The sequence below is a fragment of the Streptomyces sp. M92 genome, from assembly GCF_028473745.1.
In the GTDB taxonomy this organism is placed as follows: Bacteria; Actinomycetota; Actinomycetes; order Streptomycetales; family Streptomycetaceae; genus Streptomyces.
Genome location: NZ_CP101137.1, coordinates 4,258,586 through 4,275,498 on the forward strand (window position 1 = coordinate 4,258,586; position 16,913 = coordinate 4,275,498).

General features: G+C 69.9%; 13 protein-coding genes and 2 pseudogenes. 13 read left to right on the top strand and 2 right to left on the bottom strand.

The window, feature by feature from the left end; translation table 11 throughout:
• Nucleotides 1-250: 250 nt before the first annotated feature.
• A pseudogene (gene hypE, locus M6G08_RS19275) lies at nt 251-1,269 on the bottom strand (hydrogenase expression/formation protein HypE).
• A 308-nt stretch (nt 1,270-1,577) separates the two neighbouring features.
• Here hypE and M6G08_RS19280 point away from each other — a divergent pair.
• Nucleotides 1,578-2,114, top strand: coding sequence for an IS5 family transposase (locus M6G08_RS19280; protein ID WP_272588402.1), 537 nt, complete (start codon nt 1,578-1,580; stop codon nt 2,112-2,114).
• A 190-nt stretch (nt 2,115-2,304) separates the two neighbouring features.
• Here the strand turns inward: M6G08_RS19280 and M6G08_RS19285 are convergent, their stop codons facing one another.
• A complete protein-coding gene (locus M6G08_RS19285; RefSeq protein WP_272588403.1) occupies nt 2,305-3,567 on the bottom strand; it encodes an IS110 family RNA-guided transposase in 1,263 nt (420 codons plus the stop codon).
• Between the two features lie 336 nt (nt 3,568-3,903).
• On the opposite strand from M6G08_RS19285, the gene M6G08_RS19290 reads away from it, so the two are divergent.
• The 12 genes and pseudogenes from M6G08_RS19290 to M6G08_RS19350 all read left to right on the top strand — a co-directional run bounded on the left by M6G08_RS19290 (nt 3,904) and on the right by M6G08_RS19350 (nt 16,845).
• Nucleotides 3,904-4,686, top strand: coding sequence for an IS5 family transposase (locus tag M6G08_RS19290; protein ID WP_272588404.1), 783 nt, complete (start codon nt 3,904-3,906; stop codon nt 4,684-4,686).
• A gap of 950 nt (nt 4,687-5,636) precedes the next feature.
• Nucleotides 5,637-5,888 (top strand): annotated as a pseudogene (locus M6G08_RS19300) (IS5/IS1182 family transposase); the annotation flags it as partial.
• A 137-nt stretch (nt 5,889-6,025) separates the two neighbouring features.
• Nucleotides 6,026-7,483, top strand: coding sequence for an ABC transporter permease (locus M6G08_RS19305; RefSeq protein ID WP_272588405.1), 1,458 nt, complete (start codon nt 6,026-6,028; stop codon nt 7,481-7,483).
• 37 nt (nt 7,484-7,520) lie between these two features.
• The gene (locus M6G08_RS19310; RefSeq protein ID WP_272588406.1) at nt 7,521-8,186 is read left to right on the top strand and encodes an ABC transporter ATP-binding protein; all 666 of its coding nucleotides are present in this window, start codon (nt 7,521-7,523) and stop codon (nt 8,184-8,186) included.
• 137 nt (nt 8,187-8,323) lie between these two features.
• Nucleotides 8,324-9,061: a response regulator transcription factor gene (locus M6G08_RS19315; protein WP_272588407.1), complete on the top strand. Its 738-nt coding sequence runs from the start codon at nt 8,324-8,326 to the stop codon at nt 9,059-9,061.
• Nucleotides 9,058-10,575 carry a sensor histidine kinase gene (locus M6G08_RS19320; protein WP_272588408.1) on the top strand — a complete coding sequence of 506 codons (1,518 nt, stop codon included), beginning with the start codon at nt 9,058-9,060 and terminating at the stop codon, nt 10,573-10,575. The genes M6G08_RS19315 and M6G08_RS19320 overlap by 4 nt, the downstream gene beginning before the upstream one ends.
• Nucleotides 10,576-10,943: 368 nt before the next feature.
• Entirely contained in the window at nt 10,944-11,825 is an 882-nt protein-coding gene (locus M6G08_RS19325) for a universal stress protein (RefSeq protein ID WP_443049012.1), read from the top strand.
• Nucleotides 11,826-12,018: 193 nt separating this feature from the next.
• Complete coding sequence (locus M6G08_RS19330; protein ID WP_272588410.1) at nt 12,019-12,711, top strand: response regulator; 693 nt, start codon at nt 12,019-12,021, stop codon at nt 12,709-12,711.
• Nucleotides 12,712-12,854: 143 nt separating this feature from the next.
• A complete protein-coding gene (locus M6G08_RS19335; protein ID WP_272588411.1) occupies nt 12,855-14,609 on the top strand; it encodes a sensor histidine kinase in 1,755 nt (584 codons plus the stop codon).
• Between the two features lie 136 nt (nt 14,610-14,745).
• The gene (locus M6G08_RS19340; RefSeq protein ID WP_272591528.1) at nt 14,746-14,952 is read left to right on the top strand and encodes a hypothetical protein; all 207 of its coding nucleotides are present in this window, start codon (nt 14,746-14,748) and stop codon (nt 14,950-14,952) included.
• 109 nt (nt 14,953-15,061) lie between these two features.
• Nucleotides 15,062-15,967, top strand: coding sequence for a universal stress protein (locus M6G08_RS19345; protein WP_272588412.1), 906 nt, complete (start codon nt 15,062-15,064; stop codon nt 15,965-15,967).
• 26 nt (nt 15,968-15,993) lie between these two features.
• Nucleotides 15,994-16,845 (top strand): universal stress protein, encoded by an 852-nt coding sequence (locus M6G08_RS19350; RefSeq protein ID WP_272588413.1) that lies wholly within the window; start codon nt 15,994-15,996, stop codon nt 16,843-16,845.
• The last annotated feature ends 68 nt before the right edge of the window (nt 16,846-16,913 follow it).

The following is a 16,913-nucleotide window of genomic DNA, read 5'->3' on the forward strand; positions in this document are numbered from 1 at the left end:
GGTCGAGGTTCCTGCCTGAGTCCAGTCTTTCGCGCTGTTGCAACGCGGGGAAGGGCCGCACGGCCTCTTCCCGCAGACCGTGACAGGTCGTACGGCCCCTCCCCGTTCCTTCCGCCAGTGATCGGTCCCGGAAGTGCGGGCGGGAGGGTGAGACCACAAGCGCGCTGTAAGGGGCTGCCGGTCCGGCCCGATCTGCTTGCCCGCGCACCGCTGTCCGGGTACCGACTGTGGTGCGCGGAAAGTCGTCGGGTCAGTAGATTCGGGGTAGCTGCTCGCCGAGCGGCATGTCGATCACGCGTCGGATCCCTGCAGGCGTGCGTAGGACGACTCGACCGGCGGTGCCTCGCCGATACGCACTGCGTTCCGTCCCTCCGGGAGCGAGCGCAGCGCGGTGAGCGCGTCGGCCTCGTCCGCGGGGGCGACGAAAGCTACCAGGCATCCGGCGCCGGCCACGGTCAGTGGATCCAGGCCGAGCAGGTCACAGCCGAGACGACCGCCTCGGGGACCGGAACGGAGCCCGCGTCGATCTCGACCACCACCTCCGAGTCACGGGCGATCTCGTTGAGTGCTGTGGTGAAGGCCGCCCCGGGTGGGATCACGCAGGCTGTGGATGCTCCGCCCGATGGGTGCCAGCGCCTCGACGAGCCGGTGCAGAGGTCTGCTGTCCGAGGCGACGCCGTGGCAGGCCAGTCCTTCGCGTGTCGACAGGATCGCCGTACCGTGCAGGCCGATCGGGCCGGAGAGCAGCACCGCGTCCCCGGGGCGGGCGAGCGAGGCGGACGGGCGCAGCGCCAGGTGCCGCTGGCCGACGCCGGTGGGTGGTGATGAACACCTTGTCCACCGCGCCGTGTCCCACGACCTTCGTGTCGCCAGTGACGACGGGTACTCCGACGTCGAGGGCCGCCGCGCGCAAGGAGCGAGTCACCGCGCGGAGTTCGGCAAGGGCAAATCCTTCCTCGATGATCAGAGCTACGGCCAGGGCGATCGGTCGGGCACCGCGCATGGCCAGGTCGTTGACCGTGCCGCAGACGGCCAGGGAGCCGATGTCGCCTCCGGGGAAGAAGAGTGGGCTGACGACGAAGCCGTCGGTGCTGATCACGAGGTCGGGGTGGTCGGGCAGCAGGGCAGCGTCCTCCAGGGCGCCCGGTCGTCCGCCGAGAGCGGGCAGCCAATGGTGTCCAGCAGGTCGCCGGTCATCCGGCCGCCCGCCCCGTGGTCGAGCAGAGCCGCCTCGTCCTCGTGAGCGGGCGGGAGGCTGGTGGCGTTCATGAGGGCGCTCCTTCCTGGGACGTCCGGGAAGTGGTGTCCGTGGGAGGCGGGTGTCTGTGAGCACGTCGCCGGCTGCGCACTCGGGATCTTCGGTGGTCGTGGGACCACCAACGGCGCATCGCACGGCGTCATCGTCGACCGGGCGGAAGCCTCGGTGGGACCCGGGCCGTCGGCCGGCCCGGACTCGGCCGTGGTCGGTCGCCCGGAACATCGGCTAGTACGGCATGGGGCGTCCCGACGGTGTACGCAGGTCGGGTGGATCCGGCCGACGCGGTGGGCGCGGGCGCCTTGTCATCTGGAGCCGTTCCATGACGATCGCCTCGTCTCGCGGTAATCCCCTGATTCACAGCCTCACTCACGTGCGGGGGCCGGACCAGGGGCCTCTGGGGTCATGGCGCGGCCCCGGTCGGCCTAGGCAGTTTCGTTTGTACCAGTCGGTCGTTGGTCCGGGTGTGCCGTTGACTGATGCGCAGTGGGCGCGGAACGAGCCGTTGCTCCCGGACCGGACGCCGAAGCGGGGTGGCCGTTGGCGGGATCATCGTGAGGTGATCGACGCGGTCGCCTACAAGTTCCAGACTGGCACCCAATGGGTGCACCTGCCGGAGAAGTACGGCAACTGGCGGGGCGTCTACCAACGGCTGCGGATGTGGGCTGTCGATGGCACCTGGGAGCGGGTGTTCACCGCGCTGGTGGCCCAGGCCGACGCGGATGAGCACCTGGCCTGGGCGGTCTCGGTGGACTCCACGATCGTGCGCGCTCACCAGCACGCGTCCGGGGCCCGCAAAAAGGGGCCCCTGACGGTGAGCCGGACGACCACGCCATCGGTCGCTCCCGCGGCGGACTGACTACGAAGATCCACCTTGCGGCCGACGGCCGGTGCCGGCCCCTGACGTTCGTCCTCACCGCCGGACAGGCTGGCGAGGCACCCGCCTTCACCCAGGTGCTGGCTGGCCTGCGCGGGCCTCGACGCCGTGGACGACCTCGCACCAGGCCGGACATGATCCTGGCCGACAAGACATCCCACGCGGATAAGCGTCAAGCTGCCGTTGCGATATGTCCGGCTGAGAGCTGTGGGAAGGCGATTGCTTCGTCGTAGGTGTGACCGTTCTTGAGGCAGTGGAACAGCATGCCCATGAAGCGATTGAAGAGGTTCCGCTGTGCCGCGACGTGACGGTCGCCAGCTGCTCGTCGGCGGTCGTAGTGGGCTCTGGCGCCGGGTGACCTGGTGAGAGAGACGAAGGCCCAGACGTAGCCGACGGCAGCCAGTCGCTGGTTCTTGACCTTGCGGCTCATGACCTTGCAGCTCTTGCCGCTGGCTCTGGTGACCGGGGCGCTTCCCGCGTATGCCTTCAAGGATCCGGCGTTGGCGAATCGGGCCCGGTCGTCGCCGATCTCTGCCAGGATTCGGGCGCCGGTCAGTGCGGCAAGGCCTGGAAAGCTGCGGATGATCGGTGCATCCGGATGCTCTTCGAAGACCTGCGTGACGGCTTCTTCGAGCTGGTCGGCGTTGTCACAGGCGGTGTTCAGCTGCCTGAGCAGAGCGGATGTCTGATGCCCGAGAGCTGTCTCGACCTGCGGGAGCTGGTGGAGGTAGTCGCGTTTGAAGACCTCGTGGAGCCTTTCGGCGTCGGCCTGGATGCCGCGGATGCGGCCGGCCTGCTTGAGCAGTGTCTGCAGGCGTCGCCGTGTCAGCTTCGCAGCCATGGTGGGGGTCGGTGCTGCGGCCAGGATGGTGCGGGCTTCCCTCGAACACAGACCGTGCTTGTGCTGGGCGAAGGCATCGAGGATTGCAGGGTAGAACTCTCTGAGCTGGGAGCGAAGCTTGTTGTGGGCCTGGCCGCGAGCCCAGACAGCGTCTTGTTGGGCCCGGGCGAGCACGGCGATGGCCTGGACGAGCTCAGAGTCCGCGGGCAGCGGCCGGTGGGCGGCCATGTCGGTTCGCAGGATGTTGGCCAGGACCGCGGCGTCGACGGCGTCTGACTTCTTGCGGGCAACGGAGTGGCGATCTCGGTATCGGGCAACTGCCAGCGGGTTGATCGCGAATACCGGCCGCCCGGTGGCCCTCAGGCAGGCGACGAGGAGTCCGCGTGACGTCTCGATCGCCACGGGGATCGGGGCAGCCTCGCTGTCGCCATGTTCGGCCAGCAGGTCCGTGAGCTGGGTAAACCCTGCAGCATCGTCGCCGATCCTCACCTTGGTGAGTTGCCTTCCACCAGCATCGACCAGTGCAATGTCATGCTGGTCTTCGGCCCAGTCCACGCCACAGAACACTGGCGTCGGTAACTCGGCATTCGCCATCCGGTCCTCCTTCGCCACGACTCTTTCCCAGGTCAGACCCTGTGCAGGGTGCGCGTGCTCCCTAAGAAGCCGTTGCTCTATCGACCTGGGTGAGCGTGAGTTCGAGGTCGTCGACTCGGTCGGGTGATCTTCTGGTTGGCCGGGCATGAGAGCGGGGCCTCCCGCACAGCTCGAGGGTGTCGAATCCAACCGAGCAACAGGAGGCCCCTGGTGCTGCAGTCTTCCGTGCCGGCGTCGATGTCGTCCAACCAAGCTTCCCTGGACTGTGATTGTCTCGCACACCGGTTCGGGAACGCCGGGGACCGGGCGTACAGGCGGCCGAGATATCCGTCCGACATGAGCGACGCGGAGTGGGCGGTTGTGCGCGACGCGATGCCGGTTCCCGGCTGGTTGGAGGGCCGCGGCGGGCAACCGGAGAGCTATTGCCACCGTCAGATGGTCGACGCTGTGCGCTACCTGGTCGCGGGCGGCATCATCTGGCGGGCGCTGCCCACGGACTTCCCCGCGTGGGACCGCGTCTACGCCTTCTTCCGGCGCTGGCGGGACAAGGGTCTGACCTCGGAGTTCCACGACCGGCTGCGCGACCGGGTCCGCGTGGTTGCGGGCCGGGATGCGGAGCCGACGGCCGGCATCATCGATGCGCAGTCGGTGAAGGGAGCCGCATCGGTGCCTGCCTCGACCAGGGGCTTCGACGGCGGGAAGAAAGTCAACGGCCGCAAGCGGCACATCGTGGTGGACACCCTCGGACTGCTGCTGGCCGTGATGGTGACCGCGGCCTCGGTCACCGACCGGGACGCAGGGCAGACACTGCTGGTCCGGCTGCGCGAGCGGCACTGGCGCGTCACGCGGGTGTGGGCCGACGGTGGGTACACCGGGCGCCCGGTCGACTTCGCCCGTGGTGTCCTGCGCGTCGCGCTGACCGTGGTCAGACGCAGCGACGACACCAGCGGGTTCACCGTGCTGCCGAAGAGGTGGCTGGTGGAGCGCACCTTCGCATGGCTGATGCACTCACGCCGGCTGGCCCGCGACTACGAGACGCGCACCGACACCTCGGAGGCGGTGATCAAGTGGGCGATGAGCATGGTCATGAGCCGCCGCCTCGCCCGACGGGCACGCTGAACAGTCCCGGCCGTTGCTCCGCCAGCCAGCCAGCCAGCCAGCCAGCCAGCCCCGCACGGCCAGCCGCTTGGCTTTCGACCGCACCCCCTCCACCTTCGCCGGGACCGGCTCCAGACCGAGGGCTACCGCGAGTTGACGGCAGTCCATCGCCTCCCCGGGCATCCCGTTCCCGCAGGCCAGGGCGTCCCTGATCCGCTGGTAGTCCGGCGCGAGAACCGCCGGGGCGAGCCCTTCCTCCCAGTGCGGCACCACTGAGCCGGGCACCGCCTGCTTGACCTGCACCGGCCGTTCGCCGGCCACCACGACCGGCGCCACGTCCTCGCCTCCGCGAGGCTCCGCCAGAACCTCGCCCACCGTCTCACGGGCGATCACGAACCGCTCCCACACCGCCTCGGCCTCCCGCAGCTCGGCCTGGAGAGCATCCACCCGCTGCCGAGCGGCGCGTTCACGCTCCTCCAGCAACCCCATCACCGACGGCATCCGGGCACCTCCACCGAAGAGACGACACAACACCCCGTCCCTCCCGCCGAAACACCACCCCTACACCTGACCAGCGGAAACGAACCCGTCACTCTCGGAAAGACAACGGCTTCTAATGGAAGTGCTCAAGGCACGTCATCCCACCAGCCGTTCGCAACCCCAGCGAGTCATGCGGCCCTCGGTCTGCGTCAGAGCTGAAAGCTCAAGGCAGAGCTGAGAGGTGATCCGCACAACCGGCTCGGACGACGGACAGCAAACCGCCCCGTGGCCGCAGACGGGCCGGCCCGCAGCAACAGGACCACTTCGAGGCCCAAATAGACAGAACCGGCCCTCAATCCGAGCACTCATGCCCAGATTGCTGGGCGCGAGCCAGCCTCGTCTTGTCAACAGGGCTTTCAGGCCCGGGCATACTCAAAGGCTTGGCTCGCGCCCCTGAAGGTCAGCTTCCACCAGCCTTCACTTCCCATTAGGCGTACTCCTCGCGTGAAGTCCGCATTCACCTGCGCAGACGCGGTATCCGCGCGGTGATCCCGGAACGGGCCGACCTACGGCCCAACCGGGTGCGGCGCGGAAGAACCGGTGGCAGGCCGCCTGTCTTCGACCGGGCGGCGTACAAGCAGCGCAACACCGTCGAGCGGTGCATCAACCGCCTCAAGCAGTGGCGTGGCATCGCCACTCGTTCTGAGAAGACCGCGACCATATACCTGGCCGGACTCCACATCGCGGGCATTTTCTCTGGTCGGCCCGATGAGAAGGGCGTCATCACGGGCCAAGTACGGTGTCCGTTGCGGTGGGACTCTCGGTGTTCTCTCACACGATGCTCACGGTGCTGCCAGGTCGTCCGCTTAGCGTGCGGCGCATGTTCTTTACCTATCTGCGTCGCGAGCTGCGCCGCCGGAGAAAGTCGGCGCTGGTCGTCGCTTCCGGGCTGGCTCTCGGTATCGCTCTTGTCATCGTGGTCAACGCTGTCTCGACCGGCATGGGCAAGGCCCAGGACCAGGTCCTGGAATCCCTTTACGGGCTCGGTACCGACATGACCGTCACCAAGGCTCCAGAGCCACCGTCGGAGGACGGTGGCGAGCGGCCGCGGTTCCGCTTCGACGCAGGCGACGGGGAGGACGGCGAGCAGCAGAGCAGCGACCGGGTCATGGTGCAGGGTTTGCAGACCCTGGACGCCGCCACCGTCTCGTCCGTGGCGAAGGCGGACGGTGTGGCGGACGCCGTGGGCGGGCTCAGCCTTAACGTGGTCAAGGTCGACGGCGAGTTCAGCCGCGGCCAGTTCCAGCAGCGGCCGGGCGCAGGAGGCGGCGGGCCGACCGGTGACGTGACGGGAGGCGGTGCCGACTTCTCCATCGACAGCTTCACCGTGTACGGCACGGACGTCGCGCATCCGGATATGGGTCCGCTGTCTTCCTCGGAGATCACCGACGGACGCGGCTTCGAGACGTCGGAGGCATCGGCGAAGGTGGCCGTGGTGGACAGCGCCTACGCCCAGGAGAAGAAGCTCGCCATCGGTGACACGGTCACGGTGAGCGAAACGAAGTTCGAGATCATCGGCGTGGCCACGGCGACCAGCGGGGACGCCGCCGCCAACGTCTACCTGCCGCTCGTCCAGGCGCAGACCCTGGCCGACGCCAAGGACAAGATCACCACCGTCTACGTACAGGCCGACGACGCACAGCAGCTCGGTGCGGTGGAATCGGCGGTGCTCAAGGCGGTTCCGGACGCGACTGTGACCACCTCCGAGGACTTGGCGGACACCGTCTCGGGGTCGCTGTCCACCGCCTCCGGCCTCGCCGAGACGGTCGGCCGCTGGCTGTCCGTGGTGGTCCTGGCGGCGGCGTTCCTGGTCGCCGGCCTGCTCACCTCGTCCGCCGTCGCCCGGCGCGTGCGGGAGTTCGGCACCCTCAAGGCCCTGGGCTGGCGCTCGCGCCGGGTCACCGGGCAGGTCGTCGGCGAGGCCGTCGTGACGGGCCTGGTCGGTGGCGCGCTGGGCATCGGGCTGGGCCTGGCCGGCGCGTGGGCGGTTACGGCGTTCGGGCCCTCGCTCTCCGCGGAACTGGGCGCTTCCGGCGGCGGTATGAGTGGCCCCGGTGGCGGTGGAGGCATGGGCGGTCGCGGTGGCGGAATGGGCGGCGGCGCCGCACGCGAAACCGCCGCACGGACGCTGGACGTGGTGCTCACCGCGCCGGTCAGCCTCTCCGTGATCATCCTGGCCGTCGGCCTCGCCGTCGCGGGCGGCCTCGTCGCCGGTGGCTTCGGCGGGTGGCGCGCCTCCCGGCTCCGCCCCGCCGACGCCCTCTCCCGCGTCGCCTGACCGGCCCTCGTCCCACCTCCGCAGGAGCAACCACACCATGTACGAACTCACCGGCGTCACCCGGCGCTACACCCGCGGCAAGGGCGTCGTCGACGCGCTCGCCGGAGTGGACCTCACCATCACCGCAGGCGACTACCTGGTCATCAAGGGCCCCACCGGCGGCGGCAAGTCGACCCTCCTGCAGATGCTCGGCGGCCTGGACCGGCCGACCTCCGGCAGTGTGCTGCTCGACGGCATCGACCTGGCGAAGCTGCCCGAGGCCCGCCTGACCCGCCTGCGCAGCGAGAAGATCGGCTTCGTCTTCCAGAGCTTCAACCTCATCCCCACCCTCACCGCCCAGGAGAACGTCGAAACGGCCCTCGTGCCGCTGGGCGTCAAGCCGAAGGAGCGACGCGACCTGGCCGCCGAGGCCCTCACCTCGGTCGGGCTGGGAGAGCGGCTGGGCCACGTGCCCAGCGAGCTGTCCGGCGGCCAGCAGCAGCGAGTGGCCATAGCCCGGGCCCTGGTCAAGAAGCCACAGGTCCTGCTCGCGGACGAACCGACGGGCAACCTCGACGAGTCCACCCGCGACGAGATCATGGACGTCCTGCAGACCCGCTGCAAGGAGGACGGACTCACCTTCATCATGGTCACGCACGACTCCCACCTGGCCAAACACGCCCCCAGGGCCATCACGCTCCGCAAGGGCAAGCTGGCGGCCTGACACAACGCCGCTGCGCAACCGCACCGGGCCCGGCGCGCCCCACACGCCGACGACGCGCCGGACCCCGGTGCGGGGATAGCCTCCACGACGGGCCGGCGAGTGCCGGGCCTGGGGAGAGAACGGAACGTAGTGCCGACATGACCGAGCGGACCGAAGAGAACCGGCAGCACCGGCTTCTCGTCGTCGAGGACGAGCCCAGCATCCGCACGCTGCTTGAATCGACGCTGAGTCTCACCGGCTACCACGTGCGGAGCACGGACACGGGAGTCGCCGCGCTGGCCGAGGCCGCGCGCCTGCAGCCCGACCTGATCCTGCTGGACGTCATGCTGCCCGACCTCGACGGCTACGAGGTGACCCGCCGGCTGCGCACGGCCGGCAACCTCGTGCCCGTTCTTCTGCTCACCGCACGCACCGGCGTGGACGACCGCATCAAAGGGCTGAGTATCGGCGCTGACGACTACGTCACCAAACCCTTCAACATCGAGGAAGTACTCCTGCGCATCCAGGCCATCCTGCGGCGAACCCTCGGTCCCGGGGCCCTGCTGCCGGACACCGTCGTGCGCTACGCCGACCTCGAACTCGACGAGAGGGCACACGAGGTGCACCGGGCCGGCCAGTACGTACAGCTCTCACCGACCGAGTTCAAGCTGCTGTCCTACCTCCTGGACAACGCCGGCCGGGTCGTGAGCAAAGCCCAGATCCTCGACCATGTCTGGCAGTACGATTTCGCGGGCGACACCCGCGTGGTCGAGACCTACATCAAGTACCTGCGCAAGAAGATCGACCGCTTCGACCCGCCCCTCATCCACACCGTCCGCGGCGTGGGCTACAGCCTGCGGCTGCCGCGCACGGGCCACGGGGCAGCGGACCGTTGACCGGCCTCCGCGCGCCCCGCTCACTGCGCCGGCGTCTCGTCCTCGGGGTCACCGTGCTGGCCACCCTGGCCGTGCTGGCCGCCGAGCTGATCGGCTTCCTCGTCCTGCGGTCCTGGCTCCTCGACGGCGTCGACCAGCGGCTCGCCGACTTCCGGCCCATGCCTGCCTCCGCCCTCCTCGACACACGCCGCCCCCGCAAGCCGGAAGCCGGGGCGCTGCCCTCGGACTTCCACGTCTACTTCTACGACGCCCGCGGCAACCGCCTGCCCCAGACACTCGGCTCCGACGACAAGCCGGGCCCCCGGCTCCCCGACAGCATCGACCGCCTGCCGACCGAAGGCAGCCCGACCTCGGTGGCAGCCGAGACCGGAGACGGGAACTGGCGCGTCCTGCGCCGGGACGGACCACGCGACCTGACCGTCGTCATCGCCCTGCCACTCGACACCGTGGACGGGGCGACGTCAAAGATCCTCTGGCTGAACGGCCTGCTCCTCGTCATCACCGTGGCAGCCCTGTGGGTACTGGGCCGTGGAGTGGTCCGGCTCAGCCTGCTGCCGCTGACCCGCATGGAGCGCACCGCCGAGGCCATCACCGCCGGGCAGCTCGACCTGCGGCTGCCGGACACCGACCCGCACACCGAGATCGGACGGCTCGGCACCGTACTGAACACCATGCTCGACCGACTCCAGCAGGCCCTGCACGAGCGCGAGACCTCAGAGGGGCGGCTGCGCCGCTTCGTCGCCGACGCCGGACACGAACTGCGCACTCCGCTGACCGCCATCCAGGGGTTCGCCCAGCTCGCGCTGCGCTCCGACCGCCGCACCGCCAAGGAACGGCAGGAAGCCGACCGGCACATCGCCCAGAACGCGGAGCGGATGAGCCTGCTCGTCGACGACCTTCAACTACTCGCCCAGCTGGACCGGCACCCCGACTACCAGCAGGAATATGTAGACCTGTTGTCCCTTGCGGCAGACGCGGTGAGCGCGGCAGCCCTGCAGCGACCGAATCACCCCGTGAGCCTGTCCCCCCTACGCGAGCGCACCGCCGACACCGACGGGGAGGGAGAGGGGGAACTAGATGTGGTGGAAGCCGTGGGAGACCCCCACCGTCTCCGGCAGATCGTCGATAACCTGCTGGCGAACGCCCACACCCACACCCCACCCGGCACCCGGATCCACGTGCGCGTAGGAGCGGGCCGGGCCGGTGCCCGCACCGGTGGCACCGACGCACTGGGACGCGTCAGCATGGCACCACCCTTCCCGGCCGGAACCCGAGTCGCCGTCATCGAAGTCGAAGACGACGGTCCCGGGCTGACGGCCACCCACGCGGAGCGCGTGTTCGAGCGCTTCTACCGGGCGGACCCCGCACGCACCCGAGCACGAGGCGGCTCCGGACTGGGCCTAGCCATCGCCACGGCCATCGCCCAAGGCCACAGCGGCCGCCTCGAACTCGACACGGGCCAAGACCGCGGCGTCACCTTCCGCCTCGTCCTGCCACTCCCTCCAGCAAACTGATCCCCCAAGCTGCAGGTCCGCTGAGCAGACCTGCAGCCGCTCCCGCACGACGGCCAAGGTCTGCTCACTCGCCGCCCGCTCCCGGCTCAGCAGCGCGGCCGCGCACCCAAAGCCGGCGCAGCAACCGCCGTAAGCATTTAGCGCGACACCGCCACCCGCTACGCGAAGACGACCATCTACCTGGCAGGACGCCACAGCACAGACACCTTCCTCTGGTCCACCCAATGATCCAAATGAAACCGCCTAGCTAGTCCGGGGCCGAAGGTCCCTCCTTGCGGGCCCAGACAGTCCCTGCCACGTCGGCCGTGGCGGTGCGACCGTAGAAGTGGCAACCCACGCTGCACGAGGTGGCTGGAAGAGAGAAGGCGGTGGGGATGATGGCACTTCCCCTGGTTGTGGGCGTCGACGGGTCGGACGGCAGTCTTCTGGCCATCGACTGGGCGGTGGACGAGGCGCTGCGTCGACGGCTTCCGCTGCGCCTGGTCTACGCATCTTTGTGGGAGCGGTACGAGGGCGTCCTGCCGACCATGACCCGGGAGCGCTCCTCGGGGCAGGTGATGGCGGACAACATCGTCGGAACTGCCGCCGAACGTGTCCGGCGATACGACCCCGACCTGGAGGTCTCCACGGACACCGTGCCTGCGGAAGCGGTGTCCGCGCTCCTGGCCGAAGGGATGCACGCCACCGCCGTGGTCACCGGCTCACGAGGACGTGGGGAACTCAAGGGAGCACTGCTCGGCTCGGTCAGCCTGGCCGTCGCCGCCCGGTCCGACTGTCCCGTGATCGTCGTCCGAGGTGACAAGTCCGCGTTGTCGGGCGCCCACGAGCGCGTCCTCCTGGGCGCAGGCGACCCCGGCACAAGCCGGGAGGCGGTTCGCTTCGCATTCGAGGCGGCCGAGACAAGGGGCTGCGAGCTGGACGTGGTGCGGGCCTGGAGGTGCCCGGAGTACGAGAGCACCGATGTCGGGGCACCAGCCGGTTCCGAGCATCAGCACGAGGAGCGGGCTTCTGCCCTGATCGACACCTTGATCGCCGAAGCGGTGACGGCACATCCGAGCGTGCGACTGCGCAGGGCGACGATCGAAGGACCGGCCCGAAAGGTGCTGGTGGCGCGGTCGGCCGCCGCCGATCTGGTCGTCGTGGGTGCCCGGCACAGGTCGGGCCACTTCGGCCTCCAGCTCGGACGCGTCACTCACACCCTGCTGCAACACGCGGCCTGCCCGGTGGCAGTGGTCCCGCAGGCGGCGTGACACCTGCCGGACCATCCGGTGCGCGGTGCCGCAGACCGGCGCCGCGCATGCAGTGCGACGCATCGGCGTCGACCTCACTCGGGGCATGGCGTCCACCCGTCGCGGGAAAAGGAGGGCCGACCGGCCCTGGCCCCCGGCCCCGGCCGGGGGAAGACTGGCCCTGTAGGCGGGACGCCTCCTTGAGGAGCGATCGATGATGGACAGCGAGCCGGCCGGCCGGGCGACCGCGATCAAGGTCTTCCTCCTTGATGATCACGAGGTCGTCCGGCGGGGTGTTCACGACCTGCTGGACGACGAACCGGACATCACCGTGGTCGGTGAGGGGGCCACCGTCGAGCAGGCGCTGGTGCGCGTTCCTGCGCTGCGTCCGGACGTGGCGGTGCTGGACGTACGCCTGCCGGACGGCGACGGGGTGAGCGTCTGCCGGGAGCTGCGGTCGAGCATGCCGGACCTGGCCTGTCTGATGCTGACCTCGTTCGACGACGAGGAAGCACTGCTCGACTCGATCATGGCGGGCGCGGCCGGGTACGTCCTGAAACAGATCGAGGGCTCCGACCTGGTCTCCGCCGTGCGCACCGTGGCCCGCGGCCAGTCGCTGCTGGATCCGAGCGCCACCGCGAGACTGATGGCGCGGCTGCGGGGCGGTGAGGAACAAGGGGAGGAGCCGGAAGCGCTGCCCGGTCTGACCGAGCGGGAACGGGACATCCTGGCCCTCATCGGAGAGGGCCTGACCAACCGGCAGATCGGCCAGCGTCTGTACCTGGCCGAGAAGACCGTCAAGAACCACATCTCCCGCCTGCTCGCCAAGCTCGGTGTGGAGCGGCGAATCCAGGCCGCCGTCATCGCCACCCAGGCGCAGGACCGCATGCGAGCCGAAGGCCGCTGAGCGCCGTCGCGAGCCCCTGTCCCGGTGATCTCCGGCCGGCCACGAAGCAGCAGCGAGCTCCCGTGTCATGGTCGCTCCGCAGCCGCTACCGTGGCACGTAGGCGGTCGGAAAGCCGCACTGTCCCTGGGCGTGGAGGCCGGCGGTGGACGAGTCCGAGGAGACGCGGGAGGCCAGTGTGCGCCTGCCGCAGCTGCGGCTGGACGAACTGCTGGGCGAGTTGCAGGCCAGGCTGGACGCGGCTCGCGGCACTCGGGACAGGGTGCACAGTCTGCTGGAAGCGGTGCTGTCGGTCGGCAGGGAACTGGACCTGGAGCAGGCCCTGCGCGGCATCGTCGAGGCCGCGGCGACGCTGGTCGACGCCGAGTACGCCGCGCTGGGCGTGATCGGCCCGGACGGCAGGCGGCTGTCCGCCTTCCACACGGTCGGCGTCAGCGAGGAGGAGATCGCCCGCATCGGGCCCTTCCCCGAGGGACACGGCATCCTGGGTGAGCTGATCAGGCACCCGGAACCGTTGCGTCTGGCCAAGCTGTCCGACCACCCCGCCTCCTACGGGTTTCCGGCACACCACCCCCCGATGAACAGCTTCCTGGGCGTCCCCATCCGGGTCCGCGACCACGTCTTCGGCAACCTGTACCTGACGGAGAAGCGCGGCGGGCAGGTGTTCGACGAGGACGACGAGTCGGTGCTGTCCACCCTGGCCGTAGCGGCGGGCGTGGCGATCGACAACGCCCGGCTGTACGAGGAGACCCGGCTGCGTGAGCGCTGGCTTCAGGTGAACGCCGAGATCATGCACACGCTGATGTCCGGCGCCGAACAGGGCGGCGCGCTGCGGCTGATCGCCGAACGGGCCCGGGAGATCACGGCCTGCGCCCTCGGCGTGGTGGCCCTGCCGGTGCCGGGTACCGACGAGCTGGCGGTGGAGCTGGCGATCGGACGCGAGGCCGGGGCCTGGCGCGGACGGGTGCTGCCCGTGCGCGGCAGCCTCATGGGGGAGGCGTTCGTCCGGAGCGTGCCCGTGAGCAGTCAGGATGTGTCGCACGACGAACGGATCACGGCGGGTCCGCCGCGGTTCGCGGGCCTCGGGCCGGCGGTGGCCGTCCCCATTGGTGCGGACGAGCACGTGCGCGGCGTGGTGCTGCTGGTCCGCGAGGCGGGCGGGCCCGTGTTCACCGAGAAGGAGACGCAACCGCTACAGGTGTTCGCCGCTCAGGCGGCGGTGGCGATGGAACTGGCGGAACGTCGCCGGGACGCGGAGCAGATCGCCTTGCTGGAGGACCGCGACCGCATCGCCCGCGACCTGCACGACCTGGCCATCCAGCGCTTGTTCGCCACGGCCATGACTCTGCAGAGCGCAGGGCGGTTCATCCAGCACGACAAGGCGGCGGAACGCGTGCAGCGCGCGGTGGGCGACCTGGATGAAACGATCAAGATCATCCGCTCGACGATCTTCGGCTTGCGTTCCAGGGAGGACGACCCGGCGTCGTCCACACTGCGGGCCCGCGCGGTCCGGGCAGTTGCCGAGATAGCGCCGGTGTTGGGCTTCGCGCCCGGAGTCCGTATGGAGGGCCTGCTCGACACGCGCGTACCGAAGGAGACCGCCGACCAACTCGTCGCCGTCATGACGGAGTCCCTGACCAACATCGCCCGTCACGCGCACTCGAGCCATGCCGACGTCGCGCTGGAGACCGACGGCAAGTGGGTCCGGCTCACGGTCTCCGACAACGGCATCGGCATTCCGCCCGGTGGCCGCCGCAGCGGACTGCGCAACATGGAAGAGCGCGCGCAAAAGCTCGGCGGAGAACTGCGGCTGGAGCGCCCCCAGGACGGAGGCACCCGCCTTGTGTGGCGGGTGCCCGTGGATGGGGCGGAGGGGGAGGACGCCGGAGCGACGCCGTGATCGTCGAGGCCGGTCTGGGCCCCGTCTGCCTGTTCCGTGCGTCATGGGCTCCGGATGTGGTCGACGCCCCGTCGCGGTAGAGCTCATTCTTCGGGGCCGTACCCGAAGCGCACCACTATCGGTGTCGGACCACGGCGTGTCGTCGTCGGCCGATCTGCTCGGCATCGGCGCCGCGCTGACGCCGACGAACCCCGTCGTCGACTACCACCTCGTCTACGCGACGGTACTCGTCGCCCCCTGGCCGCTGGATCCGCCGGTGACGTACCCGGCCTCGGCCGCCTGTGGGCCCGCCTTCCCGTCGTCCGCGGCCGGAAGTGGCTGCGCCGTACAGGATCGGTGGTAGGGGCCCGGCGAGGGGACTCTTGGCCGCGACCGGGGACCTGCGGTCCCTGTCCCTGGGACCGGGCGCGGGACACGCTGAAATCAGAGGACCGATACAGGAGGTGGGCAGCATGACCCGCACGATCACGGTGGGGATCGACGGTTCACCCGAGAGCCATGCCGCCGCCGAGTGGGCGGCCCGCGAGGCCGGGCTGCGCGACCTGCCGGTACGGCTGCTGCACGTGTGGGAGCCGGTTCCGGCGCCCATGGCTGAGGACCCGATTCTCGGCACCGAAACCCACCAGTACTGGACCGAGCATGTCCCACGGAAGATGGGTGAAGGGCTCCGGCTGCGCCACCCCGGTGTCGAGGTGAGCTGCGACCAGCGGTCCGGCCCACCGGCGAACACACTGGTCGAAGCCGTCGAAGAGGCGGAACTGCTCGTCCTCGGTTCCCGCGCCCTGAGCGGCCTTGGCGGATACCTCGTCGGTTCCGTCGGACAGTCCGTGATCGCCCACACCGAGATTCCCGTGGTCCTCGTACGGGCCGGTGAGATGGCCGCCGACGAACACGTCATGGATCCCGCCGGGATCCCGTCCGCGGCCACCGCTTTCCGGCCGGTCGTGGTCGGCATCGACATCGACAGCCCGGACGACAACGTGCTCGCCTTCGCCTTCGAGGAGGCACAACGCCGCAGGACGGCGTTGCACGTGGTCAGCGGCTGGCAACTGCCGCCCTACTACCCCTACGTGCTGGCCGCCGGCTCCGTGCCCGACGAGGGAGTGGCCCGCAGGAAGGCGGCCGACCTCACCCGGGTGATCCTGCCCTGGCGACAGAAGTACCCGGACGTCGAGGTCGCCGAGGTGTCTCGCTCCGGCAGTCCCGCCCGCCACCTGGTCGACGTCGCACACGACGCGTCCCTGGTGGTCGTCGGCAGGCGCATCCGCCGCAACCCGTTCGGCGCGCACATCGGCGCCGTCACCCACGCGGTGCTGCACCACGCCACCGCACCGGTCGCCGTCGTCGCGCACCCCTGACGGTCCCGTCGCGAGGAGGAGGCGTCATGTATCTGCCACTGGTGGCCGGCGTGGACGGCTCCGAACCCAGCCTGCGGGCCGTCGACTGGGCCGCCGACGAGGCCGCCCTGCACGGAGTGCCCCTCCTTGTGCTCTACGGAGCGCTGTGGGAGCGGTACGAAGGGGCGGCGCTCGCACGTGTGTTGGGCAAGCCGTCCGCTCAGGTGCAGGCCGAGGACATCCTCCGGGCCGCCGCTCGGCGCGTCCGGCGTCGGCATCCCGACCTACCCGTCACCACCGAAATGGTGCCCGACGAGGCTGAGCACGCCCTGGTCTGCGCCGGACGCAACTCGTCCATGATCGTCGTGGGCAGCCGCGGCCGCAGCGGTGTCGCGGACAGGCTGCTGGGGTCCGTCAGCCGGACCGTGGCCGCCGCGAGCGACTGCCCGGTTGTCGTGCTGCGTGGCAACCACGACAACCGGGCTGTCGCCGGACGGCACGGAAGGATCATTGTCGGTCTCGGCGACGCACCGGCGTCCGTCCTGCGGTTCGCCTTCACCGAGGCACGCCTGCGTCGCGTGCCGCTGACCGTCGTGCGGGCTTGGCGCTGCCCCGCCCACGAGACGGTTGATCACCCCCTGCTGACGGGGGAGCCCGCCCGGCTGTACGAGGAACGGGCAGCCAAGGAGCTGGAAGCAGCCCTGGAGGACGCACCGTCCGACATCGCTGTGCGTCGGCGCACCGCCGAGGGCCCGGCGCGCAGCGTGCTGCCCGCTGCTTCCGCCGAGGCCGACCTGATGGTGATCGGCCGTCGCGCCCACGGACGGCTCGGCCGGGTCGCCCACTCCGTACTGCACCGCTCGGCCTGCCCGGTCGTCGTCGTGCCCGAGCAGAGGTGAGCCCGACGCCCGGCTACCAGGCCGTCGGCACCGGAGCCATGGAGCGACGGGGGCCCGGTCGACGCAAC